The sequence below is a fragment of the Mesorhizobium japonicum MAFF 303099 genome, from assembly GCF_000009625.1.
GTDB classification, from domain to species: Bacteria; Pseudomonadota; Alphaproteobacteria; order Rhizobiales; family Rhizobiaceae; genus Mesorhizobium; species Mesorhizobium japonicum.
The window spans coordinates 6,611,027-6,627,537 of record NC_002678.2; the positions used below are offsets into that span (position 1 = coordinate 6,611,027).

Genomic DNA, 16,511 nt, shown 5'->3' on the forward strand with positions numbered 1-16,511 from the left:
TTCGCGAAAAGGAAAACCATCCATGGCAGTCGTACCCTTCAACACGCTTTTCGCTGACGGCCCTGCCGGCAACCCGTATCAGCCGCCGAAGCAAGACCTTCGCGACACGCTCAATGATCTGAAAGATCAGGTTAGCGCAGCGGGCGATGCCGCAAGCGCCTATACCGATGCGCAGATACTTGGCGACCGGGCGATGCTACGCAAACTTGCTGTGGACATGTACAACGGTATCGCTGTTGGCATCGAGTGCTTCGGCGACAGTACCGAGAACGGCCACAATGGGGAGCCGCCTTACGGGCAAGTGGCGGAAATCCCGTCCGCGCGCATGCAGCTCCTCCTGCGCGACTATACGAATAACAATCTGATCACGGTGACAAACCGGGCTATCGACGGAACGCGCTTGACGCAGATGATCGACGGCACGGACGGCTCGGGTTCGACCTTCGCCGCGAAGATGGCGGTCAGCCCGTCGCTGATCATTACCATCAATCACGGGCTCAATGACACGCAGAACGCAATCCCTACGCCGCCCAAGACCTATCGTGATTACCTCATTCAGGCGGTGAAGATTTGCCGTTCCGCGCCCATCCCGAAGGTGCCGATCTTCAAGACGCCAAACCCGATCTACGCGGTGCCTGTCCTTGGTACCACCGACAAAGCAAGCCGCCTAAACGATTACGTCCAGATCATGCGGGACGTTGCCGAAGCAATGGGCGTTGTTCTTGTCGATGTGAACGAAATGGTGGACGCCCTTGTCGCCTCTGGCAACTACCGGGTGCAGGACATCGTTCCTGACGGCGTGCATCCTTCGCAGTACGCCTACCAGATGATCGGTCAGCTAACCGCTCGTCCGATTTTGCATCCCCAGCGCGGCTACGCCGCTCATCAGACTATTACGGCTGGTGGCGGGGTGGCCAACCAAGCTCCCGCGAACTCGGCAAGCACTGCAGAAGGCACGCGCGGCGGTATGCAAATGGTCAGCGTCGCAACGGCGGTGGCGAAGAGTATCAAGCAATTGGTCATGGTGGAGGACAAAGGCGGCGTTGACGTTTACCTGTCCTATCCGCTGTGGACCAATGGCATAGCCTCGGCGGGTTGCACGTTCGACAACGCGAGTGTTGGCCCGATCAACCAGAACTTCGTCAACCTCGGGTCCGAAATCATTCAGGACCATGAGGTCTGCGTGGCCCGAAATGTTCCATATGGCCTGCACTGGATCAACGTCAACGCGAACGTCATCAACTCCATCGCGGTCAATGGCGTGCGGTTGAGGCCGTCACGTACCAAGAGGCAGTATACGCTTAGTACTGGCTCCATGGACGTTTACCGGGACGCGCCTTGCCGAAACTTCACGTTCTTCTCAACCAATGCCGACGACACAATCCTCTTGGATGAGTTGGTGGTGTCGAAGCTGTTGGCAACGGACAAGAACGACATCAACTTTGATGCGGTCATGAACAAGGGCACGAGGTTCGTGATCCTTGGGGTGAGGAGTGGGCTTCTGACAGGCGTGTCTACCCTGAAAGGTCGAATGGGCCTCGGGGTCGGAACCGACAACACAACTGGGTTTGTGACCGTGTACCAGCTAACCGGGGGCGGTACCTATGGTGCGACTGCGGTAAACGCAGCAGATTTCAGCGCGCCCAAACGGGCGTGGCGGTTCATTATTCCTGCCGGGACCAACAATCTGCAAGTGTGGGCGGATGGGTCACTGCTTGGAACAGTTGCCATCACCGTCCCATTCGTCGGCGGCAATATGGGGGCCAGCGCAGTCGCTGGCTCCAAATCGCTCACGATCGAAAACCTGCGCACGATCAATACTAACTAAGGCGACGGCTACCAAACCTGAAGCTCACCGTCTTCCTTTTCTTCGGATTCGGTCAAAGCCCGGTATTGCCAGCTGCCCTTGACCCATCGCCTCATTAGATCGCCGCTGGCGATTGAACCGTCGACCAACTTTCTCGACCGCCAGGAATGAAATGACTGCCAGTTGCCATCCTTGCGGACCATGTATCCATGGGCAAGAAACACGACGGTCAGGCCGAGCACGAGGGCGATAAAGACAGCTTCTAGGGGTTCCATGAACTGTCCTGTATCATGCGTTGACAATCGAACTCAATTGCACGGCAATTCCAATCCATGTAGGGCATGCCTTTGGCGGAGGGACCGAGCCAAGGTGGATACATTGACGACGCAGATCAAACGTCCGGATCGCTTCCCCTATCTCAGCGCGCTACGCGGGCTGGCGGCCCTCTGGGTCGTGATGGTCCATGTTGCCCATATGCCTAATCCGCATTTGATGCTTCCATGGTGGGCAGAGGCGTTGGTCGGAAACGGCGTGATGGGCGTCAATCTGTTTTTCCTCGTCAGCGCGTTCTCGCTTTGCCTGACAATGCCGAAGCATGACAAGGAAGAAAGGCCCTATCTAGGGTTCATGCTGCGGCGGTTCTTCCGGATCGCCCCGCTCTTCTATCTTTTGATCATCGTGACATGCCTTTTGCGCATCTTCCCCTTCAGCTGGAGTGCGATAGCCGCGAACATATCGTTCGTCTTCAACTTCATTCCGGGCATGGGATATCAAACAGGGATGGTCCTGGCGGGCTGGACGATTGGTGTGGAAATGGCGTTCTACTTGGTGTTTCCCTTCATCTATGCCAGAACCAAAAGTGTGACGTTGGCCATTCGGGCGCTCATCGTTGCTTTCTTCGTTGCTGCGGCCTTTCGAGCGGTCATCGGGAACTTGGTGGCGGACCCCGCCTCCTACATAAACCAGTCCATATTTGGTTTGGTGCCGATGTTCGTGTTCGGGATCGTTGCGTTTTACGTGGTGCAGACTGCAGGCGAATGGAAATATAAACGAGAGATCGGCGCTGTCCTGCTGGCGTCGGTGCCGCTGCAGTTCTACGTGATTATCTATGGCTTGGCGCCATTCGGCCCAGCCATCTATTGGCAGGGGCCGATGTTTGGGTGTCTGTTGGTCGGCCTATATCTTCTCCCGATCAGGCTGTTGGTCAACGCGGCAACCGTGTGGCTCGGCAATATCAGCTATTCCATCTATCTCGTGCACAGCCCGGTAATCGTTGCGCTAGCCTACAAATCTTCGGTGTTCCAGCGCCTTCAAGGGTTGGGACTAGGCCCGGTTGAAACCTATGCACTGGCGCTGGGACTGACGCTGGCTTGCGTGATCCCGACTGCTGCCTTGACCTTCTACGGCTGGGAAAACTGGCTCAACGAATGGGGCAAGGGCTTTGCCTCGCGGATGGCGGGGAGGAAAGGACAACACCGTATAGTCGTTCAGGAAGCGGCCTAAGAGGGAAAGGCGCGCGCGATGGTAGTTGGCGCCAATGCTCTATAAAAACATCCAGGGTCTACGCGCCGTCGCGGCATTGATGGTGATGTTCGCCCATATCTACCCAGCATTGCCGATGCAGGCTCATTGGACGCTTCCTTATGTGAGCACCATGGGACCTGGCGGCGTTGATCTGTTCTTTGTGATTTCAGGGTTCGTCGTCTATTTGTCCGCCGACAGATTGGGCAAAAAGGCCGAGATCGTTGGCCGGTGGCTCTCCTTTCGAGAATTCACCGTCAAGCGAGTGTTTCGAATCTATCCCGTCTATTGGGTCGCGTTTTTCGTCGCTTCGGTTCTGCTTCTGACAACCACCTTAGTCGTGGCCCCACCGGAGATATCAGAGAGACCCCTGTGGGGGTTGCTTCTTCTGATTGACCAGCCGAACAACAGAATTGGGGCGGCATGGACGCTGCAGTATGAGGTCACCTTTTACGCAATCTGCGCGCTGGCAATCCTGCTGTTTCCGCGCCGCATCCTGCTCATGCTGGGTCCTGTAGCGGTGGCCGTTTTCTTGGGGTGGGTCGCCGGCATCGTCAAGCCAACGGCATATCTTTTCTTGGAGTTCGTCTTTGGCATCGTCGTTGCCTTGTTGGTGCAGCGGAAGATCTCCGGGCACGCAGCGTCATCGCTGGCCGTAGGGGTCGGCGGCATACTTATTGGCGCGGTCTATTTCTATTCTCAAGGCGGCTGGTGGGTTCTTGGTCACATGTGGCGTGTCTTGTGTTTTGGCCTCCCCAGCGCCTTCATCGTTTACGGCCTGGTGGCCATGGAGATTAGGGCTGGATGGGTATTCTCGAGGCTGTGGGTTGGTGTTGGGGATTCCTCCTACTCTCTGTATCTCTGGCATTATCCCCTGTTTGCGGTGCTGGCCGCCTGCTACGCGGACCTGGGGATCATGAGCAGGGTGCCGGTGGAGGTTTTGGCGCTGACTTCCTGTTCGATCGCCGTTCTCTTTGGGTTTGTCAGCTATTATGGAATCGAGCGACCCATCAACAAGTCTGGATGGGTGGCCCGGCTGGCTGGTACTACGGGAAACAAGCCTGCGCCAATGGCCGCTGATCTCAAGGCCGAGATGGCCTAGCTGTCGGAGGGCGCTCCGTTAAGATCGTAGAGGTGGTCCGTCTCGGGTCGGCTCATCTTTCGGTACCTTCGTATGCACCACGGCTGATCCAGCCGAAGGGACCAATATTGCCAAGTCGCCATCAATCCCCGCAGGTATTCACCCTGCCTTGTGTAGCTTGAACAAGGTCTTCGTCATTGTGAGCTATCCGGGCGGCGCTTCAAAATTGCGCAGAATTCAAACGTGTTGTGCGGCGTGGAGTAGACGCGTTCTACCTCCAATCCAATGAGGCCAAGATTGGAAAGCGTCTCAATTCCCGAGCGGAAACTTTGGGGCGTGAATTGCCATGCGTGGACATCGATATAGGCCCCGCCAGAATTTTCGTATTGGCTCATGGCCGCGGAAACACTAGACAGATTGTGACGAAATCTTGGTACCCCGTGATCTCCGGTCCAATGGCGAACCGGGTCATTGTGCGTAGCAAGCGCCAAGTGCTCGATGACGCTTTTTTCGCTATGCACTTTGCGGCCTCGGGCGCCAATGAAATCGGCAATTGAACTCTCCGCAATGAAATGGTCGAAGCAATAGCGCTTGTCCGGGATAATCAGCAGGTATCTGCCTGTCGCGGTGAGAATCCTCGCGACCTGGTTCAAGTGGTAAATCAGGTCTGGTTGATGCTCGACGCAGTGACTGCTGAGGCAAAAATCAAACTTTTTGTCCACGATGCTCAAGTCGCCGGTGCTGGAGACATAGTCGATATCCACAGGGATGGTGTAGACATAGCCGATGGCATCCGCCCTGTTGATCAAACCTTGTTTGTCCAAGACGTCGAAATATTTCACGTTTCGGCCGCGCAAAGTTGGATTCGTGAAAGGCCCCACCTCAAGCGTTGATTTGTCGCCAACAAGAGAAGCAAGAGTATTTCGGTTGAACTCTGGCGGTGCCGCGTCCATCTCAAATTCCTTGGGTAGGTGTTTCTCATTCGCGGCAGGCGTGATGCTCAAACGATCAATCGGCCCGCTTGAGACTGTCTATAGCTGAAGCCTTTTGGTGATGAAACTTGGCACTTGGGCCACCCAGCCGAACCGTCACGTTAATTCGGCTTCTGCAGCGCCTCGCGCACCACCTCAGCATCGTTCTGATCCCCGCTCTTCAGCACAACCCAGGCGCCATTGATCCGCGCAAGCCGACCTTCATCGAAGGTGTTGATCTCGGATGTCTGCAAGGCCTTGGCCTGCATGCTGGCGCTGGCTTTTGCCCATGGCATGCTGAGATAGGTTAAGTCCCCCGTTGGCCCATCGTTGTCGGCGGCCGGGCCGCTGAGGTCCATCGGGATTTCATCCGGCAGATTGTCATTGTCCGGCTTCCTCGCCATCGCATCGGCCTCCTCCGGGGCCGGCAACCATACCATCATCACCCGAAAGGAAAACTCATGGCTGTTTCCCGTGAAAAGGAATCGCTTGCCCGCGTGCTTGCGCATGAGGGCGGCTATTCGAACCATCCCAATGATCCCGGTGGCCCGACGATGAAGGGCGTCACTCAGCGCGTTTATGACGGCTACAGGAAAGGCAAGGGCCTCGCCACCCGTTCGGTGAAGGGCATCACCACCGACGAGCTCAACGCCATTTATGACCGGCAGTATTGGGACGCGGTTCGCGGTGACGACCTGCCGGCAGGCGTCGACTATGTCGTGTTCGACGGCGCCGTCAATTCTGGCCCTAGCCGCTCGATCATGTGGCTTCAGCAGGCGTTGCGGCCTGCCTATACCGGCCGCATTGACGGCGTCCTCGGCATGGGCACGCTTGCAGCGCTGAAGGCGGACAAGAACAACGACGCGCTGATCGACCGCATCTGCAACGCCCGCATGGCCTTCCTGAAGCACCTCAGCACGTTCGGAAACTTCGGCCGGGGCTGGACGGCTCGCGTTGCTGAAGTCCGAGCAATCGGCCAGGCATGGGCAACCGGTCAGGTGCCACAGGCGGCTAACTTCGTCGACGGCGGCCAAGCGAAAGCCTTTGTCGATGATGCCAACGCCGCGCCGTCGACCGCGCCCGCGGACTTGGCAACTGGCGCCGGCACCGGTGGCCTCGGTCTGTCCGGTTACCTCTATGATCTGCAGAACCAGCTATCGCCGCTGTCCTACACCAGCGAGTGGATCGGCAAGGTGGTCGTGGTCGTGGCACTCGCAAGCGCGGTGCTGGCGATCGGCGGGCTCGGCTATCGCTGGTACGCCAACCGCAAGGCGAAGCATCTCGCGGCCGCCTTGGGAACGGCTCCGGCATGAGCTTCCTCATCGCCCTTCTTGTCGGGCGGCTCGGCGTCCCGCGCCTAGCCGCCGGCGTCATCGTGTGGGCGGCCATCGCCTTGGTAGCCTCGGGCGCGGCGCTCGGGGTCTACGAGTTCATCAAGCACAAGGGCGCCGACGAGGTCCGCGCCAAAATTGAGAAGGGAAACCAGGATGCTATACGCAAGGGTATCGACGCTCGTATGTCTCTCGATGAGTGTATTGACGCTGGCGGCGTGTACGACTTCGGACGTCAGCGCTGTACCGCCGCTACGCTCGGCCCTCGGTAGCAGCCTTCCCGGCGCACAGGGCAAGACGGTTGCCGATCAGAACAAGATCGACCGCACCGTAGCGCCAGGCTGCGCGGTCGAGCTCTACACCCGGGCGGAATGCGATTTGCACACGAAGGCCAGCGCAGCGCGCCGGGCTGAACTGAAATCATAGCAGGGCAGGGACGATGCCGACGTCAGGAACGAAGAGTCTGGAAATGATGATCGGCGGCCTGCTGCAAGCCACGCAGGATATGCAGCGGGACATCACCGAGATCCGCCGCGACATCAAGGAAAGTGATGCGCGAGCGGCGCTGAGCTACGAGCAATCGGAACAGCGGGCCGCCGCCAGTCGTGCGAAAATGTATCAGAAGACCGACGAACTGGTAGAGCGTGTGACCGCCACCGAAAGTGCTGTCAGCAAGCTGAATGCGGACATGACCAGCGTCAAGGAAGTGACCGCCGAGGTGACACGCTGGAAGCTCATGGGTCTGGGTGCCCTGGGAGTGACCGGAATGGCGGCGGCTGCTTTGGCATCGCTCGTAACCGCCTATTGGGGCGATATCTGGCGGGTGCTGCGAGGTGGATGAACGAAGTTGGAGCATTTCTTGTTGGCTGCACTTGCCGCCACTGGCAGGGAGGGCGTAACTGTACAAGATATCTAGGGGTTTTAGGGGCGGTGGGGATGCATAAGCCTACTTTGGCGAGGGTGATAGCTGCGCCTTTTTTGTTTTTCATAGTGCTCTTAATTGCCGCCTGGACCTCGGGGTATCAGGAAATAATATGTGAGGAGACAAAGAGGGGCGAGGAACTGTGCTCTGCCTATAACCTTGCTTTTTTCTTCCTCATTAAGCTCAGAGAATTTGTCGATAAATACGACGGACTTATCACCGCGCTGGCCACATTGGCGATCGGGGCTTTCACCTACACTCTCTGGAAATCCACTGACAAGCTGTGGAGGGCCGGACGCGATGAATTTATCGCAGGCAGGCGACCCTGGACGGGAATAGTCAGCGTAAAAATGGGCAGTTCGCTCAGCATCAGTGAGACGAGCGTTACTGGGACCCTTTCCTTCGAGTTGAGAAACTTCGGAAATTCTCCGGCAGAGTATGTTTTGGGCCAAGCAAAGTTCTTTGCGTTTGAGCAAGTCGGCGATGCTGTGCAGTTTTCCGGTCGAGCGGAGCGCACACTCGGGAGCGTAGGCACGACAATTTTTCCTGGCCAGATCCTGCCAGATCAGAATATTGGTTTCTTCACACTGCCCGAGGAAGGGTTCATCTCGCCTACACAATCTGGGTTCCTTGCCGGAAATATCCGCTACTTTTTCTCCGTTGACGATAGTTTCCACACGACGCCATTCGTCTATCTTTTGAGCAGAAATGATGGCAGCGCGTTGTTCGATGGTAATCCCACAATCATCAAGGCGGATGATCTGACAATTCTACCAACTCCCATGGGCAAAAGCCCGACTTAACTGCGTGGCCATCAATATGACCCCGAAGAAAACCGCGCCAATCATGCCAGCCATCCGACGGCGTCGCACTCACTGGTCGCTTTTGGCGGTGGTCGTATGCCTTTCTCTTGGGGCCAGCGTTGCTTGGTCACAGCATGCCCAGCCAGGCCAGCAGAGCGATCTCCCTCAGCAAGTAACTCCAAAAGATCAACAGCCATCCAATGAGAATATTGGCCCCCAATTCGGTCCGCCCGCGCCGCGACAGGTTGTTGTCAATCAACAAGCCGGCCGTAGCGATGAGAGCGGCGCCCAAAAAAGTTCGAGCGAAAGCCTTATTGAACGCGCGCCTGACTGGTCCGTCGCTCTCTTCACCCTTGCTCTTGTTTTCGTCACTCGTGGGCTGTGGAAATCCACTGAAAAACTCTGGAAGGCCAGCGACGATCAGATGAAGTTGAACGAAGCGAACGCCAAGCGTGAACTTCGCGCCTATCTCACCGTCATTCCGGATGGCATCAACCAGTTGATCGGTCGGCCAGACGTCATTGGTCATGTCTTGCTTAGAAATGTCGGCAAGTTGCCGGCCCGCAATGTGAGTCTGCTGGTCACAATGGAGCGGTCGAAGCACCCTGAACCTGAACCAAGTTTCCGCACGCAGAAGTTTGATTTACCCAGAGTCGTGACGAATGCTGATCGGGTCATTCAGCCTGGGGGCGAGATGCGTCAGGGAAGCGAGAAACCCTACATACCGATTTCGGCCCTCACTTTTCCGGACTACAATGTCTACGTCTACGGAATCGTCAGATATGACGACGGGTATGGGCGACAATGTTTTACGAAGTTCTGCCACAGATATGCCACGGCCAGCCGCAACCGCTCCGTTAAGGGGGACAGCAGGCCGACCAAAAGCCGCACCTTCATCAGTGCCGACAAGGCTCGCTATCACAACTATGGCAATAGCGCCGAGCCTCCATTTGAGCAGCTCGATCATTCCGGTTAACCGGCATGAAGCGGCTTTTGTCTTTTCAGCCGATGCCTTGACGTCGGGTGAGGGAGGTCTTGCCGGCTTTCCGCTATTTTGGGACGCCCGGGAACATAATGATTGTCGCGCCGTCTTCGGGATCCAGCGGTTTATGCCCAGGTTCTTCATGGTAGAGGACCTGGCGTAGATCGCGCTGATCGACCAACTGTCCGCAGTTCGGGCAGGGGTAGAAATGGTCCTCCTCTCGTGCCGGCTCGGTGCCGTGACGCTTGCCCGGGATGGGCGGACCAAGATCGGATAACTTCGTCACTGGGCTACGCCTTAATGCTGGGTGCTGGCGGCTTCTTAGGGGTCATCGTCCGGGCAGACCTCGATGTGGCGCGCCATCGCTGCCATGCTGTTATCGGTGTTTCAGGTATGCCGCAAAGATCGACAGCTTCTTTTCATAGCCTATGCGCACCACAGCTCTGCAGCTGTCGCATCTGAAGCTTCCGATCGTGCGGACCCACGAACCAAATTTCACTATAGGATGAGAACATGCCGGACAGTGAAACTCCATCGGCACGTCGCTCAGTTCGTCGCACAAGGCCATTTTCCGTCGTTCTCCCAACCAGCGTCCCATTGAGAAAAACAAGAAGGGCGGAAAATGTTCCAGGCTGGGCCTTTTGGCTGATCGGGAAGGGACTTCAGTCCTATCCTAAGGGAGCTAACTGGTGCTCGCCGGTTCGGCCTAACCAAACTCGTGCACCGCGGCTTCACGCTCATCGACGACCCGGAATCAGTGTTTTGCAAGGCCCTTGGCGAAACCGCAGCGCTCACAACCCGTTCTGCAGCCATCATCGGGTCGTCAGCTTCCACGGTTTCAGATGCGACAAGCTCCTCACCATAGTACTCTTCGACCTGGTACGTTGGCATCTCCTTACCGACCTTTGAGGGCTTTGGCCTCGCGTTCCAACGTGTCGCGGTCATTGCCGTGCTTTGCAATCAGCTCTCGGACCTGCGGGATAGACAGGCCGAATTTGCTCGCAAAATAGCCGACTTCGTATTCCTCATCGCCGCTCACGCGGCCGCGATCCTGATAGCCAAGCTTGTTTTTGTCGTCGGTCATCGTGCTCATCCCAAGCTACTACGTTCGACCGCAACGTGCGTCGCGCCGAATTGTTTCGCTTTGCACCGTGAGACAAACAGGATCTTACCGCCTTGCCTTTCGCCAACCGGCCGCACGCGCCTCGTCTTCGGTGCAAAACCACCGCTCGCCATATTGAGGGCTGATCTTCGTCTCCCAGTAATGTTCTTGGCCGGGCACATGGTAAATGCGCTCCCCGGTATTGATCGAGATGTTGCCCTTGATGTTGCAACCAATGGAAAGGAGCGAGGCGCTAGGAGCCGTGTCGACAATGCCTTCGGGTTGCATGACGCTTGGTGCTGCGCCGATGATATTGGGGTTATGCGAGAGGATAACGGCGAGGGGCACCAGGATCAGAGCGAACAAATACTCAAGCCGCCAAAAACCGCGTCTCCGCCGCTTCTTGGCATTCTTGCGCCACCGACCAGCCTGATCGGCGCCGATATTGTGCTGTTGCTGGACTTTGCCCACAGTCCCACTCTCCCCACCGGAAGAATGCTTCCATTGGCGAAGAAAGTCCAGAGAGCTTTAGTCTGGGCTAATGTGAGATCAGGCGACGATCGCATCCTAATTCCAACGCCAAGCCGAAAGCGAGGCCTAGGGGAGCTTGGCGGCAAGGTCGAGGGCGATGGCGCGGAATGGCCTCCATGCGTCCGTGCGGGGCGCTCTGAGGGCCAGGGAGATTTTGTCAGAGATAGTGTCCATGGCCCGATTCTGGATCGCAACCCGGAATCTGAATCCCCTCGTTCCGACAAAGTCTCACGACTGGAAATACGCAATGGAAAGCACGTTGGGTAACGGTTGATTCAACCATTGCTGGTATTATCTTGAAGTAGGGTGGCGGCCCCGACAGTGTGGCAGGGGTGCTGGCTTGTCGGAGCCGCCCGCGCAGTCAGGCATGGGTTTGACCGCGCTGTTCCAAAGTAGGACAGCGCGGTCAATTAACCGTTAAAATCTTCCGGAACTAATTAAGCGTATGCTAATTGACTCGCGGTTTGCGAGTCCTGTGCATGCGTTTGAAGTTCGTCCCGCCGATGGAGCCCGAATTGTTCGATCGCCCTCCCGAGGGTGGCGACTGGATCCATGAGATTAAGTTCGACGGCTACCGCACTCAGGTCATCAAGGACGAAGACGGCATCCGATTTTACACCAAGAACGGATTCGACTGGACGGGCCGATATCGTTATCTCGCGGAAGAGGCCACCGCGATCGAGGCGGAGAACTTCATCTTCGAAGGTGAGGCGATCATGGTCAATGAGGCCGCAGACTTCCACGCAATGCAGGCCGTGGTCGGGTTGCGCCGGCCGTCACCTGATATCTACCTGGTAGCGTTCGATCTGCTGCACCTGAACGGACACGATCTTCGTAATATGCCTTTGGAAGATCGCCGCGAAATCCTGCAGCGGATAATTCCTCCTGGCGGGCGTATCCAATTCAGCGAGGCGCTGCCGGGCACGGGCGACGCTGTCTACCATCTCGTCGACCAGTCGGGACTGGAAGGCATGGTCTCGAAGCGCAAGGGCAGTGCCTATCGCAGCGGACCGACTAACATCTGGCGCAAGATCAAATGCTTTGAAGAGAAGCGGATGGAGATCATCGGCGCGCAGCGCGAGCGCGGTAAGGCGGCCAAGGTGCTGATGGCGGAGAACGGCCGCTACATGGGCACCGCCGACGTTGTCTTCAAACGCGACAAGCGCCAGGCGCTGTGGGATCGTGTCCAGGGGAAGATCGGAGCTCCGCCCCCAAAAGGCCTGAAGAAGGACAAGGCCGAATGGTTGAAGCCCGGGCTTGGCGGGTTAGTCAAAACCCTCAAAGGTGAACAGCATCTGCGCCACGCGACGCTAAGGGATTTCTGGGAGGAAGATCGTGCCAATCCGACGAAAGGCGACTGACGCTGGCATATTCGACGCGACAGAATTGGCGCTCCTCGGCAGGGTTTTCGACAAGCTGAAACATGAGCACCCGCCCCCGAGCACTCTAGATATGATCGCATCGCGGGTTATCGCAAACTACATGGCCGGCATCAAAGACGAGGCGGAACTCGTCTCGCTTTCGCGATGGCCGCTCGGTCGCTAGGGCTGGATCGCGCCATCGCTCATAGCGGATTGATCGGCCCGACAAGGGCAGGGTCCTCATTAGGCTCGCGTGGCGCAGCTGCTGCGCCACGCGACGCTGAGGGACTTCTGGGAAGATTAGATATGGCCAGGCGCGCAAGAACGCGCCGGGCCGGCGCCTAAGGGGATGAAGCGGCTGGCGACGCAATAGATGAAGCCCGACATCATCGGCCGTGTGAAGCACTTGCGCGGCGAAGAGGATTTGCGGCACGCTTCGCTGCAGGATTTTCGGGAGGAATGAGAGATATGGGCAGCGATGATCCACCTATTGAGCGACGTGCTCATCCTCGAACGGCTGTTCTGAAGGATGGGGTCATCATTGCCGAGGGTGTAACCATCAATTGCTCCGTCAGGAACCAGCACACACATGGTGCGGAGTTACGGGTCGATCCCGGCGTTGATATTCCTGACAGGTTCGTCCTGCATATCCATGCCGACGACACTAGATATCGGGCCGTGGTGCGGTGGCGAAAGAACGAGCGCCTTGGCGTTCAGATCTATTGAAAGAGAAGGCTGACGATGGCCGTGGCTAAGAAGGACCAGGAGCGTGTGAACTACGCCTGGATGTATGGCGCACAGGCGCGCAAGGACGGCAAGGAACGCGCCGTGCCGGATTACTGGCAGGAGTTGGCCGACGCCTGGCTGCAGGGTTTTGATGGAGTCTCTGCACCGGGCGGAGCCAAAAACAGGCCCGTCGGCGATCAGCTGGAAGCCGAACTCGACGAGTCTGCGGTGATCGAACCGACCGGGCCTAGCGGGCGATAATCCATTCCAGAAAGGCGGAACATTTTCAGCGGGTCGGCATTCATCGGTCAGTTAGCCTAGGGAGGCTTTCTTTGACCCAACGACGGATCGATAGGGAACGAATCGAGCGTGCAGATCGCGAGGCGAAGCTGGCGATCGAGGCCGAGCGAGCAGCCAGAATTGCCAAGACGGAGCGGCTGCGAGCACAGCGCCTTCTGGCGGAACAACCCGTCGACAACCCGGCTCCGGCCAAGCGTCGTCGAGCAGCCTGGAAGAAGCCAGCCCGAAAGATTATCGAGGTTGAGTAAGGCGGAACTTAACCTTGCGGGCGAGCTTATCGCGACATGAGCACGCGCGGAATCAATTTTCTCGAGCAGTGGCTGGCCAACAACGTCCCTGAGACGACGAAGGCGGACGTCATCTCGGTCGACGAACTCACGAACAAGCTGATCGCAGACGCGAAGGCGATTGGCGTCAAGCGGAGCGAGATCGACGAAGAGGTCGACAGCCTCTATCGAACGATCCTGGACGCGATTGTGCATTACGACCCCGGCCTGCCCGAATAGGCCGAGTGCTCTCAGAGATGATTGGTCTGCCAACCATTAGATGCGACGGACACGTGAAGGCGGCTGTCTGCGGCGACCAACCGGCCAGCGTTGGCGCGATTAATAAACGCCAATTCGTAAGGGCGAAGCCGGGAACCGGTCCGGGCAAATGGACGTTTCTTTTGTAGGTCACGTTTTGTTGAATGGCCTGACAGGAGGATACTCAGATGAACTTCAAGATGCTCACAATGGGCGCGATGGCGCTTGCGATGATGACCGGTTCGGCTCTTGCCGCTGGCAACACATCTGCACTCGACGATCCGGCAAAGATGTCGCCGTTCTTCACCGATGCCGGCATGAAAACTTTGAAGACGGAAAAGGATTTCAAGGCCGCATGGACGGCTATGAAACCTGATGAACAGAAAGCGGTGTTGAAAGATTGCGGCGATACCACGCTCAACAAGTCGCACGCAGATTTCTGCGCCATGGCAAAGAAGATGGGCGGCTGAACCTAGGCCGGACGTCGAAGGCGGGCCCCAGGTCCGCCTTCGAGTAACTGCGGCTGGTGCCGTGCCCACAATCCCTCAGCTATAAAGGCTTCCCGGCGCGCATCATGGCGCGCGCAATGGCAAGCTGTGCTTCCGTCCTGGCGTTCTCTGTCTGGGTCATGTTGTCGGCCGCGATCAGCCGCTTCAGTGACCGCAGCGTTTCGCCGCGCGACCAGCCAGCCTCCAGCATGCAATCAAAGATGGCCTGGAAGCCGGGCTCCATTGCCTCCTGGCAGTCGATTACTCGGTCTGGATAATCGTTCGCTTCTCTTGGTCGACTGATCATCTCACCCCCGCCAAATAGCTGTCGCCGTGTTCGCGATGCTCGAAACAGAACCAGTGCGATGGCTGTCTCGGCTTGGCAAATCCGAACTGCGCGCGTTTTCCGCATCCTTCGAACTCGCAAACATGATTTTCGATCCGTGGACGATCGCTAAAAGATTCCATAGGCCAGAGAAACAATGCGCGGCTCTCGCTCGCGCTGCGCGAGGACAGACCTGGTTTTGTTGCATGCGTCCTCGTGTCCTTGGATTTGGGGTGAGAACGACTGCTTACTCTTGATGCCGACCGAAAGGGATGTTCTGCTCCCGGCCCCAAATGAGATGTTGGGCATTGAGGGGACGAGCGCAGTTCGTGGCGCGTCATTGCAAGTTTCTGGTTGCGACAGCGAGCTCGCTACGAGTCGAAGCTGATGGTCGCAGGGCAATCTTCAGGTGGCCACACCATTGCCTAAACAGCCCGCCAGATATTAGCGGAGGCTAAATGATAGCAAAAGGGGAGCGGACCTTCGGGGGAGCCAATACCCATAACTCGTCCGTGCCCTAGAAAGGGCCAGCGATCGGCGCGGCCTCGATGATCGAAACCGGTGATGCCGTGGGAATGACCTGACGCAACGAGAAACCGGATTGATCGAACAGACCGCGAAATTCGGCCTCGCTGCGTGCGCGGGCGTCCCCGAACATGGTCATCATCTGAACGTCGATGAGATAGCCGGTCGCCCGGCCGCGTGCGGGGTCCGGTTCCAGGATCTGTTCGCCTAGGAGCAACCGCGCCTGCGGGCCCATCGCCGCGCGGCAGGCCCGAAGGATGCGCAGGCAATCCTCGTCGGGCCAGTCATGCAGAACCCGAATCAGCATGTAGATGTCGGCCCCGCACGGTACCTGGTCGAAGAAGCTGCCGCCCTGGACGGTGATGCGGCCTTGCATCAGATCGTTGGAAGTGACGGCTGTGATGACGTCCTCGCGGTCGAAGACAAGGCCGCGGGGCGTGGAGAAGCGCGCGAGGATCTGGCGAAGCGCCGCGCCATTGCCGCCGCCAATATCGGCGATGAGACTTGCGCCCGAGAAATCATAGGCAGCGGCCACGGCGGCGTGCCGATTGTCCGGGAAATTCGCCATCATGGCGTCGAACAGGCGGGCTTCGTCCGGATGCTGTTTGAGATAGGCGAAGCGGCCCGTGCTCCAGGCTGCCTCATGCGGCGTGCCGCCAGTCATCGCAACGTCCAGCTTGTTCCAGGCGCCCCATGAACCAGGCCCTGTCCAGAAACGGGCCGCGTGGTGCAGGCTGTTCAGCGTGTCCGTCCGCAGCAGGCGCGAGCGCGGCGTGTGCGCGACAGATCCGTCGGCTGTAACCTCGAAGATCCGGAAGGCGGCTAACGCGCGCAGAACGCGCAGCATGGGCTCGGGCAGAACGGCGCAAGCGGCGGCAATATCCTTCACCGTGACCTGCCCATCCGTAGGGATCTTGTCCGCTACCCCGAGATCGGCGATCAGCCTGAGCATGCGCGACACCTGAAATCCGCGCAGAAGCAGATCCAGTTCCTCGCGGTCGTCGTCAGTTGCGAGCGTCTCGGTCATCGCTCCCTCACTCGTGGCGGCACGACAATATCACTGCAGAGCTGTGCGCACCACGACGGGTCTTAAGTGCCCCACTGCTCGGCTCGATGGAGGTCTGGTTTGGGTCGTCTCCAGTCATCCAGGCCGAAATCATTCCGTCTGCGGTGGAATTCTTCGATTGCCGGGCAAGTTCGCCATCGCTACC

At 57.9% G+C, this 16,511-nt stretch carries 21 protein-coding genes; 14 read left to right on the forward strand and 7 right to left on the reverse strand.

Annotation, left to right across the window (positions count from 1 at the left end; all coding sequences use genetic code 11):
- Positions 1–22 precede the first annotated feature (22 nt).
- Positions 23–1,828 carry an SGNH/GDSL hydrolase family protein gene (locus tag MAFF_RS32650; protein ID WP_010915302.1) on the forward strand — a complete coding sequence of 602 codons (1,806 nt, stop codon included), beginning with the start codon at positions 23–25 and terminating at the stop codon, positions 1,826–1,828.
- Between the two features lie 8 nt (positions 1,829–1,836).
- Here the strand turns inward: MAFF_RS32650 and MAFF_RS32655 are convergent, their stop codons facing one another.
- Positions 1,837–2,082, reverse strand: coding sequence for a hypothetical protein (locus tag MAFF_RS32655; RefSeq protein WP_010915303.1), 246 nt, complete (start codon positions 2,080–2,082; stop codon positions 1,837–1,839).
- 94 nt (positions 2,083–2,176) lie between these two features.
- On the opposite strand from MAFF_RS32655, the gene MAFF_RS32660 reads away from it, so the two are divergent.
- Both MAFF_RS32660 and MAFF_RS32665 read left to right on the forward strand, forming a co-directional pair.
- On the forward strand, positions 2,177–3,310 hold the full coding sequence (locus tag MAFF_RS32660; protein ID WP_244420672.1) for an acyltransferase family protein: 1,134 nt from the start codon (positions 2,177–2,179) through the stop codon (positions 3,308–3,310).
- A 34-nt stretch (positions 3,311–3,344) separates the two neighbouring features.
- A complete protein-coding gene (locus tag MAFF_RS32665; protein ID WP_010915305.1) occupies positions 3,345–4,430 on the forward strand; it encodes an acyltransferase family protein in 1,086 nt (361 codons plus the stop codon).
- A gap of 173 nt (positions 4,431–4,603) precedes the next feature.
- Here the strand turns inward: MAFF_RS32665 and MAFF_RS32670 are convergent, their stop codons facing one another.
- Together MAFF_RS32670 and MAFF_RS32675 are read right to left on the reverse strand one after the other, a co-directional pair.
- The gene (locus MAFF_RS32670) at positions 4,604–5,362 is read right to left on the reverse strand and encodes a hypothetical protein (RefSeq protein ID WP_010915306.1); all 759 of its coding nucleotides are present in this window, start codon (positions 5,360–5,362) and stop codon (positions 4,604–4,606) included.
- Between the two features lie 140 nt (positions 5,363–5,502).
- Positions 5,503–5,784 carry a hypothetical protein gene (locus MAFF_RS32675; RefSeq protein WP_157866121.1) on the reverse strand — a complete coding sequence of 94 codons (282 nt, stop codon included), beginning with the start codon at positions 5,782–5,784 and terminating at the stop codon, positions 5,503–5,505.
- Positions 5,785–5,841: 57 nt separating this feature from the next.
- Between MAFF_RS32675 and MAFF_RS32680 the strand changes: the two genes are divergently transcribed.
- The 5 genes from MAFF_RS32680 to MAFF_RS39530 all read left to right on the forward strand — a co-directional run bounded on the left by MAFF_RS32680 (position 5,842) and on the right by MAFF_RS39530 (position 9,412).
- Positions 5,842–6,693 (forward strand): glycoside hydrolase family 108 protein, encoded by an 852-nt coding sequence (locus tag MAFF_RS32680; protein ID WP_010915308.1) that lies wholly within the window; start codon positions 5,842–5,844, stop codon positions 6,691–6,693.
- Positions 6,690–6,983 carry a hypothetical protein gene (locus tag MAFF_RS36740; RefSeq protein WP_010915309.1) on the forward strand — a complete coding sequence of 98 codons (294 nt, stop codon included), beginning with the start codon at positions 6,690–6,692 and terminating at the stop codon, positions 6,981–6,983. The genes MAFF_RS32680 and MAFF_RS36740 overlap by 4 nt, the downstream gene beginning before the upstream one ends.
- Before the next feature lie 197 nt (positions 6,984–7,180).
- The gene (locus MAFF_RS32690) at positions 7,181–7,552 is read left to right on the forward strand and encodes a DUF1515 family protein (protein ID WP_244420673.1); all 372 of its coding nucleotides are present in this window, start codon (positions 7,181–7,183) and stop codon (positions 7,550–7,552) included.
- A gap of 95 nt (positions 7,553–7,647) precedes the next feature.
- Positions 7,648–8,436 (forward strand): hypothetical protein, encoded by a 789-nt coding sequence (locus MAFF_RS32695; protein WP_044550025.1) that lies wholly within the window; start codon positions 7,648–7,650, stop codon positions 8,434–8,436.
- A gap of 16 nt (positions 8,437–8,452) precedes the next feature.
- A complete protein-coding gene (locus MAFF_RS39530; RefSeq protein WP_157866122.1) occupies positions 8,453–9,412 on the forward strand; it encodes a hypothetical protein in 960 nt (319 codons plus the stop codon).
- A 901-nt stretch (positions 9,413–10,313) separates the two neighbouring features.
- Here MAFF_RS39530 and MAFF_RS32710 read toward each other — a convergent pair.
- Both MAFF_RS32710 and MAFF_RS41355 read right to left on the reverse strand, forming a co-directional pair.
- On the reverse strand, positions 10,314–10,502 hold the full coding sequence (locus MAFF_RS32710) for a DUF3606 domain-containing protein (protein ID WP_044551625.1): 189 nt from the start codon (positions 10,500–10,502) through the stop codon (positions 10,314–10,316).
- A gap of 84 nt (positions 10,503–10,586) precedes the next feature.
- On the reverse strand, positions 10,587–10,991 hold the full coding sequence (locus MAFF_RS41355) for a sunset domain-containing protein (protein WP_010915313.1): 405 nt from the start codon (positions 10,989–10,991) through the stop codon (positions 10,587–10,589).
- A gap of 539 nt (positions 10,992–11,530) precedes the next feature.
- Here MAFF_RS41355 and MAFF_RS32720 point away from each other — a divergent pair.
- The 6 genes from MAFF_RS32720 (at position 11,531) to MAFF_RS32750 (ending at position 14,432) form a co-directional block, all read left to right on the forward strand.
- Positions 11,531–12,412, forward strand: a complete 882-nt coding sequence (locus MAFF_RS32720; protein WP_010915314.1) for an ATP-dependent DNA ligase — start codon at positions 11,531–11,533, stop codon at positions 12,410–12,412.
- Positions 12,413–12,880: 468 nt separating this feature from the next.
- A complete protein-coding gene (locus MAFF_RS41360; RefSeq protein WP_341872714.1) occupies positions 12,881–13,138 on the forward strand; it encodes a PilZ domain-containing protein in 258 nt (85 codons plus the stop codon).
- Between the two features lie 15 nt (positions 13,139–13,153).
- Positions 13,154–13,399, forward strand: coding sequence for a hypothetical protein (locus MAFF_RS32735; protein ID WP_010915317.1), 246 nt, complete (start codon positions 13,154–13,156; stop codon positions 13,397–13,399).
- A 71-nt stretch (positions 13,400–13,470) separates the two neighbouring features.
- Positions 13,471–13,686, forward strand: coding sequence for a hypothetical protein (locus MAFF_RS32740; RefSeq protein ID WP_044550035.1), 216 nt, complete (start codon positions 13,471–13,473; stop codon positions 13,684–13,686).
- Between the two features lie 36 nt (positions 13,687–13,722).
- Positions 13,723–13,944: a DUF768 domain-containing protein gene (locus MAFF_RS32745; RefSeq protein ID WP_044550038.1), complete on the forward strand. Its 222-nt coding sequence runs from the start codon at positions 13,723–13,725 to the stop codon at positions 13,942–13,944.
- Between the two features lie 206 nt (positions 13,945–14,150).
- Positions 14,151–14,432 carry a hypothetical protein gene (locus MAFF_RS32750; protein WP_010915319.1) on the forward strand — a complete coding sequence of 94 codons (282 nt, stop codon included), beginning with the start codon at positions 14,151–14,153 and terminating at the stop codon, positions 14,430–14,432.
- A 79-nt stretch (positions 14,433–14,511) separates the two neighbouring features.
- Here MAFF_RS32750 and MAFF_RS32755 read toward each other — a convergent pair whose 3' ends face one another.
- The gene (locus MAFF_RS32755; RefSeq protein ID WP_044550042.1) at positions 14,512–14,757 is read right to left on the reverse strand and encodes a hypothetical protein; all 246 of its coding nucleotides are present in this window, start codon (positions 14,755–14,757) and stop codon (positions 14,512–14,514) included.
- A gap of 535 nt (positions 14,758–15,292) precedes the next feature.
- Entirely contained in the window at positions 15,293–16,327 is a 1,035-nt protein-coding gene (locus MAFF_RS32760; protein ID WP_010915321.1) for a methyltransferase, read from the reverse strand.
- Positions 16,328–16,511: the final 184 nt, after the last annotated feature.